This window comes from Rhodospirillales bacterium (assembly GCA_018666775.1).
GTDB lineage: Bacteria > Pseudomonadota > Alphaproteobacteria > SMXQ01 > SMXQ01 > JABIXC01.
In genome coordinates this window covers 45,184-58,516 of record JABIXC010000004.1, presented here as the reverse complement: position 1 = coordinate 58,516, position 13,333 = coordinate 45,184, and the positions used below count along the sequence as shown (strand labels likewise).

Genomic DNA, 13,333 nt, shown 5'->3' with positions numbered 1-13,333 from the left:
GGCGTTCACCTGACCATTGTCAAGTTGAGCAAACATTGATGAACATTGACCGTAGCCACAGGCATGGAATAATGGCCCAACAGGCGTTCACATTAGAACTGGACCATCACAGGACAGATCAAAATGGGACAAATCGACACCGCATTGCGGGAAAGACTGATCAGAGCCGGATGTTATCGCATTGATGCAGATGAACGGGAAAATACGGAAATCTGGTTTTCCCCCCACCTGAACCAACGCTTCACTTTTTCTGGCCCGATCACCACAAGCTTTGATGCCAATGCCATCCTTCGTGCGGCCGGGATGGAAGACGCCTTTTAAGCCAGTTTTTCCGTCAGGAATTTAAGCGCCCGGCCCCACGAATCCTTGGCCGATGATTCCACGTAAGCCCCGTCATGGTCGGGGTCCATAAAGCCATGGCCTGTATTATCATATTGGTGAAATTCATGTTCGGCACCGGCCGCCGTCAGGGCCGCATCAAATTTGCTCACATCATCGGGCGATGGATTTTTATCATTGTTGCCAAAGAATCCCATCACCGGACAGGTGACATTCTCCAACCGGTCAAACGGGCTGGGGCCGTCGCCGCCCTGGGCCCGGAACATGCCACCGGAATACCAAATGCAGGCGGCCTGATAATGGGGATCAACGCCAATGCCTAAAAAGGCATTCCGCCCCCCCATGCAATGGCCAACGATGCCGATGCTATCGCCATTCACACTGTCCAGACATTCAAGATACCCCCGCGATACGGCAAGATCAGCCGCGATCCGCGTGTCAAAGAGATGATCCTTGCGGTCATCGGTGCTGACCCCTTCGGGCAACCAGTGGAAATGATCCGGGCAAACGGTCACGAAGCCCGCTCTGGCAAGATCATCGGCCAGCCAATGGGTGAAAGGATCCATCCCCCCCTTATGATAGGTCAGCACAATGCCTGGAAATGGGCCTTCGCCTTCCGGTGTTGCAAAGATCGCTTTGATTTCCTCGCCTTCAACGGTGAGTGTGATTTCTTCTGTCATAAGGCCCCTCCCTGATTTTTATAATTGATTATTATGAAATGTAATGCCCATGGGGCAATTCACAAAACACAAAAAAACGGGCACCGATGTGATGCCCGTTTTTTAAATCCGGCTTCAGCTAGAGGTTCAGAAGAACTTCTGCATTTTTGCCAAAAATCATTTCCTTGTGCTTATCCGAAATGCCCGTGTTCGCCATAATATCAGGCACGGTGTTGGGATATTCACTGTCAAAATGAGGATAATCGGATGCAAACAAAATGCGATCCGCACCAATTTCCTCAATCGTCTGGGTCATGGGTCCTTCATCGGATTCACACGAATACCAGCAGTTTTTCTTCATATAGTAAGACGGCAGGTGCTCTATTTGCCCCATGCCATGGTCTCTGAAGATAGGCCTGTCGGTAAATTTGTGATCATCATCCATGCGATGCATCCAATACAGCGGCCATTCCGCCGTGCATTCAAAGAACACCACCTGGAGCTTCGGGAATTTGTCGAAAATCCCCCCCAGCACCATGCCCATCAAAACCATGCAGCTGTTGAACGGACGGCCCAACGCATGAATTTGAGTAAAGGTGCTGAACTTGCTCTGGGATGGACCGCGTGAATTGGGATGGGCAAACAACGGCACGCCCAGCTTTTCCACGGTGGCATAGAAGTTGTGATAGCATTCATCATCAACCGTGTGTTCTTCGGTGAAGCACGCCATGTGCAAAGCCTTAAAGCCCAAAACATTGACGCAGTATTCGGCTTCTGCGGCCATGGCTTCGGGATGACCCGCAGGCATGATCCCAACCGGCCATAGCCGATCTTCCTTGCCTGCAACCAGTTTCTTGACCCAGTCGTTGTAACATCGTGCCAATGCGGCACCCAAGGGACCGGGTGCCGTGGCGGGGGCGGTGATGTTGGTGGGAAAGATCATCTGGTACTGGACCTGGGCGATGTCATTGTGCTTGAGCCGGACATCCATGTCGTACCCGCCAATTTGACGCTCAGCCATTTCACCATCCATGAAATTATCATCGGGATGATAAATCCAGTGGTGGTTGTAAGATTTCTCTTCCTTTTTCGTCCAAGGGAAGAAGGAATATTCAAATTTGTTGTCGATGGGATATTTGCCGGTCGATATTTTCTTTGGCTTTTTGTCGGCAAATTCACCTTTGAGATCATAAATTTCATCCCAAACATATTCATCCCTGAGATGGGAATCGGTATCAATGGTTAGCATAAGCATCCTCCCTAAAGAATACGGGGCGAGCGTTTCCGCCCGCCCCGCTATGATGGTTACTTACAAGACATTTTGTGAACGACTGCGCCACTGGCCACCAACGACATAGAGCAATTCATGCCAACCTTAAGCGCTTTACGCTTCGATTTTTTGCCAGCAATCTTGATCTTGGAGCGTCGTGACACCCGGCCCTTGACCTTCTTGCCACTGGAAGCCAGCGTCAGTTTCGAGCCCTTTTTGTTGACCTTCGAAATCTTGCCACTGACCTTGATCAGCCTGACCTTCGTCGCATTGCCCATTCCAGAATTATAGGCTTTCTGGGCCAGAGCGATATCGGCAGCGGGGAAAGCCTTGATCCGATCAAGAATTTTGTGGATTTCCACGCCAAAGACCGGGTTGACCGGAAGACGGCGCTTTTTGGTGCTTTTCAGGAAACCCGGGTCCTTCATGGTTGCCCGGTATGCGGTGCGATAGGCCTTGACCATGTTGGCCGGCACACCTGGGGGCAACAGCGACGGCCAACCGATTGTGGTCGCGGCAAAGATCACCTCCATGGCCTTGCGGTCCTGAGGGGTCTTGGCAAAATCAAGGGCCAGCGGCGCGTCAAGATCCGGGGCCTTGTTCAGGCCCATCTGGACAATCACCTTGAACTTGCCACTTTTAAGCTGCTTGGCGGCACGGCTCTTGATGGACGACCACGACCAACCCAGCCGGCCATGAACTTCCTTGCGCTCCAGCGCCAGGGAAATATCGGACCCACTTTTGTAGCCATGAATAATTTTGAATTTGGTGCCGAGGAAGAAATTAAGCACCCTTGGGAAAGCCCCGGTATCCGATGCTATACCCGACGACCCAACGATCAGGGTCTGCTTGAAGGTTTGATCAAAAGACTGAACGGCAGATGTGTGCCAGACAATGCCGGCGGAAACTTCGGAATTGGTGCTGCCCACCCAGTTGAACTTGGACGAATCATAGTTCGCTGCCTTGATGCCGAGGATCGGCTGCACCGCAACGGAACGCTGCACCACACCCATGATCGTGCCATCCTTGGCCGCGACATTATACAGGAACTTGGCCGCCCTGAGGCCACTGGCGCCCGGCAGATTGCGCGGCAAAATCCGGGGGTTCCCCGGCAGATGTTTGCCCAGATGATGGGCAACAATACGGGCATAGGCATCATTGGTGCCGCCCGCGCCCGAACTGATATACATGGAAACTTTTTTGCCCTTCAAGACATCGGAAACGGCATCGGCCGTCGCCTGTCCCGGCAGGGCCAATGTTGCTGCAAACGCAACGCTTGCGCACGCGAATAACTTACCTGTGTTGGTCATGATGTTGCCTCCCACGGCTTTATGATCCAGATTTATATCTGGTTGCACTTATGATGGCGGCGAAGGATGACAAAGTCAATTTGACTGACAGGGAGGGGCAGGTTTTAAGGGGACTAATGCGGGCTGGAGCTGCCTGTTTGTCAGACGGTCATTGACGCCTTGAGCATTTCAAGACGCGCAGAAATGAAGGTGTCCAGGGATGCTTCATCGTGATCTTCAAAGGTCATGGCGATGGACGTCGAGGTAACCCCGACAACGCGCGCCGTAAGGGCACCATATTCTGGAATTTCGAAATTTATTTTATCGTCAATGCGAAACGCAGCGATTGCATCAATCAACGCACCACCCTTGGATATATTATGAATTTTGCAGGATACAGACCGTCCTGAAACGCTCACCCGGCCATCAAGGTTGATTGCATTGCGAACTTGGCGGCGACGCTCACGGCCCGTCGTAAGCCTATCTTCACAAATCATTGACACCGAATGAACCCTCTACTCACGCATTGATTTTGGCTGCGCATTAATCAATGAACCATATATGCCAAAAATTCATCAACGATCACTTAACAAAAGATGTCATTGGAGGGCCAAGTGCCATCAATTGATAAAATTTTATGCTTTATCCCCCCGGGGGGAAAGTGCACGCTCAACCAATTGCTGCCCTCTCTCAGACAGGCGCGCGACCAATGCGCCGGCCTGATCGTGGCCATTTTCCGACATTTTCGCCCATGTTTTTTGCAAAATATCCACAACCTTGTCATCGTCATAGCGTTCGGAAAAGGCATCAAATTCAGTTTCCAGAAACACCAGACAGGCTGCATCTTCCAGGGCTTGGGCTTCTGGGTCACGCTTCAGAGATTTCTTTTGCAATAAATCCTGAACCTTGGAAATAACAGGGGCTTCAAACCCGACCGCCAGCAATATCGCCCCTGCGGTTTCAGCGTGGGCCGCCATTTGGTCGATCCGCCATTGAAGATAGCCGTCTCTGCCTTTTGGGTAATCAGACCGGGGAATTTTCCAGCGCCCGACATGCTGGGCCCGCACGGCAAGGCGCAAAGGCACAGATGCATCGGGTGCCAATTGCAACAACCAGCGGCTCATCCGCTGGCCGTATAAAAGGGCAGCGGGGATTTCGCCGTTTGGCGTTGATTCCAATTTGGGGTCTTGTTCATTGACCCCATCAATGGCAGCGATGGCCGCTGTAAAGCCATCGCCTTGCCCGTGGTTTGCCACGCGGGTTTAAGCCTCAGTCTTGTCTATGGGCTTATTGCCTTTTTGCCCATCGAACCATTGGTTCCGGTTGGTGCCGGTTTTGCCACCCGCGACAGAAATTCTGCGGGCTGAGCGGGTATCTTCGTCGTAGCTTGCGACCTGAAGCAATTCCAGATCATCCCCATCATCGGACGTTTTGGCGAACCAGTATCTGGCACCACGGGGCATCAACAACCCCTCCATTGGGCCGTATTCGCCGATTAGTTCGTCTTCGGGGCCATAAAAAGCAACACTGCCCTTCAACACCATCCAGAAGCTGTCCATGCCTTCGTGAAAATGCAGGTTGTTTTCGCCGCCATCTTCGATGATCTGAACAATCCCCTTCAGGATGTCTGATCCGCAAAGTTTGACCAGCCCCTTGTTGGCATCGCCAAGGCTTTCGGGTTTTGCGTATTTAAAATTCTGGATGTTAGCCTCAGCTTCGGCATGCATCGCTTCTTCTTCATCAGAAAATTTTAATTCTGCATCTGACATGGCGTCCTCATCGATCGTTGATATCTGCCCGCTTGGAGCGGTCAAGAATGGCGTTGTCTTCGGTGGCGTCGAACCATGGTGTGGCGCCTGCGGGAATTTTCCGTTTTGATGTGTTGATGCGCTTGGTGTTGTTGATGTTGTCTTCGTAACAAATGATCTGAAGCAATTCCAAATCTTCATCATCGGACGCCTTGGCAAACCAGTAGCGCGCCTCACGGGGCATCATCAATCCCTCCATTGGACCGTATTCGGCGATCAAGGTATCGCCGGGACCGTAAAACGCGGCCCGTCCCTTCAACACCATCCAGTAGGTGTCCATGCCTTCGTGAAAATGCAGGTTGTTTTCACCCCCGGACTTGATGACCTGAACAAGGCCTTGAAGAATATCCGAATGGCAAAGCCGGATGATCCCCTTGGTGGCTTCAAAGTCTTCGGGTTTTGTGTATTTAAAGCTCTGGATGCGATTTTCTGCATCCTTGTGGGCTTCTTCCTCCCCGGGAACGCTTGCTTCTGATGGTGCGACATCGGCCATATTTCTCTCCCGTTTTTTTAGTGTTCAAACCTTTAATGCCTACAGGCTAAAGAGTTCCTTTGTATTGTCATACAAAAGGGCCTGCTTCTGGGCATCGGTCAAGCTGTTGGTTGCACGAATTTCTTCCAGGTTTTCTGGAAATTCGCCATCCCAATGGGGCATGTCGGTGGCATAGACCAAACGATCGGCACCAACAATATCGATGGTTTCTGAAAGCATCGATTCCTTGCCCTCAATTGAAACCTTCAATAATGAATCGCGGAAAATCTCCGATGGTTTTTTCTTGAGCAGCGGCATATCCACTTTCATCCGCTTTTCCCAATGTTCGTCTAACCGGTCCAGATAATACGGCAGCCAAGTGGCGCCAACTTCCAAAAATCCCATTTTAAGCTTCGGGAACCGGACGGTCAGGCCCTGACACAACACGGATGTAAAATGCAGCATGATCCCGGCTGTGAACCCATAGGCATGGACTTCGGAAAAGGTTTTCAACTTACCCGCACCCCATTCATGGGCCCAATGGCGGGTTCCATGAACCCCAATGGTGACCCCACATTTTTCAGCCACTTCATGGATCGGGTCAAAAAATGGATCGCCAAGACCAAAAGGTAGGCCATCGGTCACCACTTCAAACCCCTTCAATCCCAGCTCCAAGCTTGCATATTCAACTTCTGCCGCTGCCGCTTGGGGATCACACATGGGCAGCACCCCAAGGGGGAACAAGCGGTCTGTCATGTAGTCATTGGAAAAATGACGGTTCACCGCACGGCACACATCCTTGGCAAATCCGGGTTCCTGATTTTTGGCAACATTGCCGGAACCGGTCGGAAACAAAACCGCCATTTCGATGTTATGATCATCTAAAATGTTGCTCCATACCTCGCGCTGGGCCTTTGAATCCATGGCTCGTTTATACCCACACGGTGCGACAACATCCCCGCTTAGGTCATTATCCCAAGGCTGGCCACCGGGCCATAAATTGGTTGTCCTGCCCTTTGAAGGGCCATCCAGATATTTTCTGATCTCATCTTGTTGTTCAAGAATATGACCATCTGCATCAATTGCGGCGATTGAACCTGACATTTCGGATGCCCCCTGTTTACTGCTTTTTATTTTAGCTAAATCATCATAATCCCGCCCCAAAGGGAGAGTCCAGCAAGGGGCACGCACTTAAGGCGCATTGCAAGAAGGTCAAAGCGGGGTAAACTTGACAAAACGGGTAGGAACCCCGACCAATATCCAACACGGATCCGGGAGGATTTTATGAGCGCTGACACAGTTTTGAGCCTTGAAGAATGCCAGGCAATCAAACCCGAAATTGCAGATATTCGCATCCCACTGGTGAGCGAAGGACATCACAAAATATTGCTGGGCGAAACCGAACATATGACCATGCGGGTTCATTGCTATGCCCCCGGAATTGGCGAAAATGATATGCACGCCCATTTAGAAGAAGACCATATTTTTATTGTGCTTGATGGCGAGGCTCAGTTTTTAACCCTGGATGGTCCCTTGCCTGTCGTTGGTAAAAACCAGAGCATCATTTTACCCAAGGGATGTTTTTACGGCTTTTCCAACCCATCAAAGGATGTACCCTTGGTGCTGCTTCGAATGGGGGCAGGGAAAGCCACCATACACTCAGGCGAACGTATTTCACCAAACGGCGAACCGGTGCCCGGCCGCGCCCAAAAATCAGGGGCAACCAAACCCCAAATCATTGAAGGCGCATTTTTCGAATAGCAGATTTTAATAAGATCTTGGCAGGTCGAGCACATGTTCGGCGATATAGGCCAATATCATATTGCTCGATATTGGTGCCGTGCGATAAAGCCGTGCTTCCCTGAATTTTCGCTCCACATCATATTCTTCGGCAAACCCATAGCCCCCGAAGGTTTGCATGCACGTGTCAGCCGCCGCCCATGATGCCTCTGATGCCAACAGCTTCGCCATATTGGCCTCACGTGCGCAAGTCTCGCCCGCATCAAACAACAAGGCCGCTTTTTCCACCATTAATTCTGCTGCACAAATGTCGGCGTAAGCCTTGGCAATGGGAAACTGGATGCCCTGATTTTGGCCGATCGGGCGATCAAAGACCTTGCGTTCCCGGGCGTATTGCGTGGATTGATTGGTAAACCAATACCCATCGCCCACACATTCCGCACCGATAAGTATACGCTCGGCATTCATGCCATCCAGAATGTAGCGAAACCCACCACCTTCCTCGCCCACCAATGCCGATACTGGCACCCGCAATCCATCAAAGAAAACTTCGCACGTTGCATGGTTGATCATGGTGCGAATGGGCCTGATTTCCATCCCGTTGTTTTTTGCCTGTTTCATATCCACCAGAAACACCGAAAGGCCATCAGTGCGGCGTTTGACGTCTTCTTTTGGTGTGGTGCGGACCAAAAGTAACATCAGATCCGAATGTTCAGCCCGTGATGTCCATACCTTTGATCCATCAATGATGTAATCATCCCCATCGCGTCTGGCGGCGGTGGTTAAAGAAAGGGTATCGCTGCCGCTTTCCGGCTCACTGACGCCAAAGGCCTGCAGACGCAAACGACCGGCGGCGATTTCGGGCAAGATTTCTTTTTTCTGCTGGTCACTGCCGTGACGCAACACGGTGCCCATGGTGTAAATCTGGGCATGCGCCGCCGCACCGTTGCAGCCGGACTTATGAATTTCGCCAAGAATGGCTGCCGCTTCGGTAATCCCAAGACCGCTACCGCCATAAGCTTCGGGAATTAAACAGGCAAGCCAACCGCCTTCGGTCAAGGCATCAACGAATTCACGTGGATAGGTCCGATTTTGATCGTGGGTGCGCCAGTATTCACCGGGAAATTTTGCACAAAGGGCGCGAATTTGAGTCCGAATTTGTGCTAATGCATCATCGCTCACATGTCTCTCCCACAGGTATTCCAGGCATGGGTGCCGCAGCGTGTCGGCGGGCGCGCCTAAATATCCTTTTCCACCCGCCGCACCGGTGTTTCCGGATGGACATCATCCGATGAACGTCGGCGTTGATGGGAAATTTGGCCATTACGCTCCCACTCGCCTTTGATGGCGGCCTGAGCAAATTGCTCCCAACTGTCGCCCCAATCGCCTAGATGCACACCATGCCATGGCGATTGCGGGCTTAACGTTGGCAGCCCGATCTTTTCCCAAAGGGCCTTGGCGTCTTCCATGAATTCCTTCGCCGGCAATGCCAGCGGCGGCATCGGGCTTTTGGACGTGGCATCGATAAGCATGGTTGAATTGGACGTATCTTCCTGTTTTGGCCCATGGGTTCGCGGACGGTAGGGTTTGATCAAAACATCCTTGATGGGATTGGACCGATAGGCCATTGACCAAAAGACCGCATCGGCATTATGGGGATCAACATCATCGGTCACGGCAATAACGATCTTGCCGCATTGGGCCTGAAGGGTCGCCGCCCCTTCCATGGCACGCCAAATCTCTGTCTGCGGTGTGTCTGTTTCGAACTGCAAGAAAATGATCGGCCGCAGGTTCGACAAGGGTTCGTGCATCACAACACCGGTAAGATGCTTCACCCCCATCGCCACTTTCAGATGGTGCAGGAACAAGGGTTCATAGGCGACCTTTTTAATGACGCTCGACTCACTCGGCGTCACCTGGCTGACGATTGATGGCAAAATCGGGTTTTTCCGCGTAGTGATCGCGGTCACCTGCATCGACATGTTAAATTCTTCCAACGCAATATGACCGTGGCTCTCGCCGAACGGGCCTTCTGGCTCGACAACATCGGTATCAATCAGGCCCTCGACGACAATTTCTGCATCTGCCGGAATTTCAAGATCGACGGTCAATGCCTTGGTGACGCGCATGGGTGCACCCGCAAGCCCGCCAGCCACCGCCATTTCATCGCTGTCGATGGCAAGCTTCTGAGGACCGGTATATTGGATGATCGGTGCCGCCCCAAGGACGATGGCAATGGGCATGGGTTCGCCGCGTTGCTTGTATTTCAGCCAATGGGCATAGCCGCCTGCACCGGTCAATCGCGTGGCCATGCGTACCGCCAATCGGTCTGTCGCTTTGAGACCTGCGCGATAAGTGCCCATATTACGGATGCCATTTTCCGGGTCCTTGGTCACGCAAAGCGTTGCTGTCAGATACGGGGCAGAATCGAATCCGGGGCTTGAGATTGGGATGGGCAATGATGCCAGCCCGCCGCCGGGTTTGCGCAAATCCTCGCCCTTGATGACAACTTCCTGGCAGGGCGGATTATCGACCTGCACCGGTTCTATCGGCACCGCAATCCCGCGATTCCAGACATCGCCGATATTTTCAACAGACGCCCCCATGCCGACGGCATAAATTTCCGGATTTGCTGCAAATACACCAACCACAACCGGGGTTTCAAATTTGCGCCCATCGGCACCAAATACATTGGTAAACATAAAGGCGCGGCGCTCGGTTTCTGCCAAACCGCCAACAAATTGCCAGCGCACCAAGGGATGGAGTTGGGTATCCTTATTCACCGGTTCATCAATGCGCGTCAGCAGACCCTTGGCCTCAAGGCGTTCAAGATGTTCGCGCATATCAAGCGGGGCGTGATTAACTTTTTGGTCGTTCATGGGATGCCTTTATCTAATCGGTACTGATCTTAAACGGCGGGTACGGCCACCGGTCATGGGGTCATGAGGGTCATCGAAAAACTGGAGCGGGGTTTCCCTAAGCTGTCATCGTGCAGCGATAGAGACGGCGCTTCGCAGTGCCCGTGTAATCCTTGATCGCCCGGTGCTGTACAACCCGGTTATCCCAGACCGCCAGCGCACCTTGCTTCCATTCAATCCGGCAGGTCGCTTCTGGTGATTTGATCATGTCGAACAAAATGCCAAGGATATTCTGGCTGTGCACCCGATCAACACCCTTGATATAGCAAACATAAGATTCGTTCACCGCAACCCATTTGCGGCCCGTCACCGGGTGCTCGCGGATCAGGGGCATTTCAAAGGGCGGCATGCGCAAGCGGGCTTGGGCGGCCGCCTCCTTATCGAGATAGCGGTCGGTGATGTGGCCGGTTGCATCGGGGGACTGGATCACAGAGAGAGAATCAAGATATTGCGCAAACAGCGGGTCAAGTTGTTCATAGACATAGGCACCGCTTGAAAACATGGTGTCACCACCGGATGCTGGTATCTCCATGCCATACAGGGCCGTAAAAGCTGGGGCATCAATGCGAAACCCACCATCGGCGTGCCAGACATGGTTGCGCAGGTAGTCATCTTTTTCCGCGTTGATCACCGTCGCATCGGCATTTTCTTCAGCGCGGGGCGTATGCGGTCCGTCATAGCTAAAAAATTCGCCAAGGCAGCCTGCAAATGTAGTGAAATTTTCCGCTGTCATGGTACCAGGCTCAAACAACAACAGGCCCCGATTGTGCAATTGATCGCGCATAGCCGTCCGGAAATCATCAGCGACCGCAACACCATCAAACTCATAGCCCGTAATATGGACCCCAATAGAGGGTTTGATTTCGGAAACCTGTACACCTTCAGGCAAAGGTGCGCCGACGAAATCTTTGATGCTGGGGGAAATTACAGAAGACATATGAGTACCCTTTTATATACGGATATTTAATCCCACATTTTCTTACAAAACATGGGCCCCGTCAATGTGTAGGCCAGACATACAGGCCAGCCGGGGCTTCGTCTTCATCAAAGCCAGATATAGGCTCTTGCGTTATGCCATATTTGTTATGTGGAACGACCGAGCCAATGGTCCAGCGACCATAAGTCTCTTTCGCGCACCAGCCACAACAACACAAATGCGGCCAAAACCGGCACCCCGGCCCAAAACAGCATCTTTGGCTGGGTATTCAGGTACATCCCCCATGGGTCCAGAACTTCTTTCCAACTGGAAAGGCTTGAAACCGCATGAACCAAAAGCCCTGCGCCGTAGCTCCAAAACCGGGCGAACCCGACAATGATCGCCACTGCCAGCACGCATTGTGCAATCCCGATCCACAGTGACAGATCAACATCAATGTTCAGGCCATAGAATTTTTTGAAGATGTTGATGGTGCCCTTAGGCAAAACAAATTTCATAACGGCCCAGACCAATAAAAACAGCCCAAGCGAAATTCTCAGCAAAGCCAAAGATGCACTCAAACGACATTCGGCCGTTTCCGGTGATGGTTCTGTTGCGCTCATGATTTTCCCCCCTGTCATAGACATCGCTTTATCAGGGGAAATCATACTCACAGTCTTGCCCGGGCTCCAAGCAAAGAAGCCAGATAAGAAGAAGGGCCCGGGTTAGATCATAGTGATGATCAAACCCGGGCCCGAAGGTCGGAGGGCAAGAACCGGCGGAGACCATAATGTCCTCGCCCTCCTGAACGGCCTACATACTCAGACCGTCAGCTCGCTTTGGCTAATCCCTCACGATTGGTCTGGAAACCATCATGGGAGCCAAGAAGAGAAATGGGACCATTCATATCTTCCTGCCACAAAAGGCAATCATTGTTGATACACATGGGCATATCCTGAATGGTCAGTTCATACACAGGGCCAACATCGGCCGTATGCGCATGGGTGGCCCAACCGGGGGCTGAGAACATGAAGTCTCCGTCTTCCCAGGAATATTCTTTGCCTTCAACCACCGAATGACCTGAGCCACTGAAATAATAATTCATGGCTGCCGATGCATGGCGATGGGGACGATCACTGATGCCCGCAGGGCGATGGGTGATGGTGGCGAAGAAATTCTGGGTGGTGCCATTGGCACGACCGGTGACGGGATCATAAAGCAGATACAACCTGCGTCCTTCGTAATCCTGTCCTAAGCCTTCGGCATATTTATCAAGCTCTGCCTTGACCTTTTCCCAAGGCCAGTGATGGGAAACAATTTTTGCCACTGGCGGATTGACCAACCCTTCATAGGGCATCAACCAGGCACCTTCATCCGTCATTTTAAACGCACCATACCGGGAAGCATGATCGCCGGAAATTTCTTCCGCCGTTGCCGTCAAGTCGTCGCTGATGGCACCATGGGCCGGGGGATTTTCATCAATGTAATGAATGTTAAGGCGTTCCAGCAAGGCACCGTTTGAATAGCGCAACCGTACCTGAATTTCACTGGTGTCATTGACGTATTCATGGACCCACATGGATGGCGTGGTGACAACATCATACTGGCTGAACGTGGTCTCTTTGCCATTCTGGACCATGGAACCACTGCCCCTGATACAGAAATTCACGACGCCAGAATTTTGACGCACGGCCTTTGTACGCTCTCCCGGCAACATGACATCAAGGCTGACATCAATGCCTGGTGCCCAGCTATGGGCCTTTTCGTCAACCGAACGCGGATGAACCATGCGCGAACGCCGCACGCCGTTATTTGGCGTGGGAATAGATGCCAAGCGGTCAATTTCTGATTCCACCTGTGCGCGGGGGATGATCATTGGCTCCCACAAATCGAGAGAATGATCACCATGGGTATGCTCGCCA

At 52.1% G+C, this 13,333-nt stretch carries 15 protein-coding genes; 2 read left to right on the top strand and 13 right to left on the bottom strand.

The genetic code is table 11. The features are described 5' to 3' along the window. The first annotated feature begins 123 nt into the window (after window positions 1-123). Window positions 124-321, top strand: a complete 198-nt coding sequence (locus HOJ08_01835; protein MBT5672179.1) for a type II toxin-antitoxin system HicA family toxin — start codon at window positions 124-126, stop codon at window positions 319-321. Here HOJ08_01835 and HOJ08_01830 read toward each other — a convergent pair. From HOJ08_01830 to HOJ08_01795, 8 genes are all read right to left on the bottom strand, one after another. Continuing rightward, entirely contained in the window at window positions 318-1,019 is a 702-nt protein-coding gene (locus HOJ08_01830; GenBank protein MBT5672178.1) for a dienelactone hydrolase family protein, read from the bottom strand. The two genes, HOJ08_01835 and HOJ08_01830, sit on opposite strands and share 4 nt — an antisense overlap. 118 nt (window positions 1,020-1,137) lie before the next feature. Further along, complete coding sequence (locus HOJ08_01825; GenBank protein MBT5672177.1) at window positions 1,138-2,247, bottom strand: amidohydrolase; 1,110 nt, start codon at window positions 2,245-2,247, stop codon at window positions 1,138-1,140. 56 nt (window positions 2,248-2,303) lie between these two features. Beyond that, window positions 2,304-3,578 (bottom strand): hypothetical protein, encoded by a 1,275-nt coding sequence (locus HOJ08_01820; protein MBT5672176.1) that lies wholly within the window; start codon window positions 3,576-3,578, stop codon window positions 2,304-2,306. Between the two features lie 140 nt (window positions 3,579-3,718). Further along, window positions 3,719-4,054, bottom strand: a complete 336-nt coding sequence (locus HOJ08_01815; GenBank protein ID MBT5672175.1) for a PilZ domain-containing protein — start codon at window positions 4,052-4,054, stop codon at window positions 3,719-3,721. 138 nt (window positions 4,055-4,192) lie between these two features. Beyond that, complete coding sequence (locus HOJ08_01810; GenBank protein MBT5672174.1) at window positions 4,193-4,813, bottom strand: DUF4202 domain-containing protein; 621 nt, start codon at window positions 4,811-4,813, stop codon at window positions 4,193-4,195. Window positions 4,814-4,819: 6 nt separating this feature from the next. After that, entirely contained in the window at window positions 4,820-5,326 is a 507-nt protein-coding gene (locus HOJ08_01805) for a cupin domain-containing protein (protein ID MBT5672173.1), read from the bottom strand. Window positions 5,327-5,333: 7 nt separating this feature from the next. Then, window positions 5,334-5,858, bottom strand: coding sequence for a hypothetical protein (locus tag HOJ08_01800; GenBank protein ID MBT5672172.1), 525 nt, complete (start codon window positions 5,856-5,858; stop codon window positions 5,334-5,336). A 39-nt stretch (window positions 5,859-5,897) separates the two neighbouring features. Next, window positions 5,898-6,941, bottom strand: a complete 1,044-nt coding sequence (locus HOJ08_01795; GenBank protein ID MBT5672171.1) for an amidohydrolase family protein — start codon at window positions 6,939-6,941, stop codon at window positions 5,898-5,900. 180 nt (window positions 6,942-7,121) lie between these two features. Here HOJ08_01795 and HOJ08_01790 point away from each other — a divergent pair, with 180 nt between their 5' ends. Further along, window positions 7,122-7,598: a cupin domain-containing protein gene (locus HOJ08_01790; protein MBT5672170.1), complete on the top strand. Its 477-nt coding sequence runs from the start codon at window positions 7,122-7,124 to the stop codon at window positions 7,596-7,598. Between the two features lie 6 nt (window positions 7,599-7,604). Here the strand turns inward: HOJ08_01790 and HOJ08_01785 are convergent, their stop codons facing one another. From HOJ08_01785 to HOJ08_01765, 5 genes are all read right to left on the bottom strand, one after another. Further along, complete coding sequence (locus tag HOJ08_01785) at window positions 7,605-8,774, bottom strand: acyl-CoA/acyl-ACP dehydrogenase (GenBank protein ID MBT5672169.1); 1,170 nt, start codon at window positions 8,772-8,774, stop codon at window positions 7,605-7,607. A gap of 41 nt (window positions 8,775-8,815) precedes the next feature. Next, window positions 8,816-10,456 carry a UbiD family decarboxylase gene (locus HOJ08_01780; protein MBT5672168.1) on the bottom strand — a complete coding sequence of 547 codons (1,641 nt, stop codon included), beginning with the start codon at window positions 10,454-10,456 and terminating at the stop codon, window positions 8,816-8,818. A 97-nt stretch (window positions 10,457-10,553) separates the two neighbouring features. Continuing rightward, complete coding sequence (locus HOJ08_01775; protein ID MBT5672167.1) at window positions 10,554-11,432, bottom strand: TauD/TfdA family dioxygenase; 879 nt, start codon at window positions 11,430-11,432, stop codon at window positions 10,554-10,556. 146 nt (window positions 11,433-11,578) lie between these two features. Next, window positions 11,579-12,034 carry a hypothetical protein gene (locus HOJ08_01770; protein ID MBT5672166.1) on the bottom strand — a complete coding sequence of 152 codons (456 nt, stop codon included), beginning with the start codon at window positions 12,032-12,034 and terminating at the stop codon, window positions 11,579-11,581. A 206-nt stretch (window positions 12,035-12,240) separates the two neighbouring features. After that, entirely contained in the window at window positions 12,241-13,299 is a 1,059-nt protein-coding gene (locus HOJ08_01765) for a gentisate 1,2-dioxygenase (GenBank protein ID MBT5672165.1), read from the bottom strand. Window positions 13,300-13,333 lie beyond the last annotated feature (34 nt).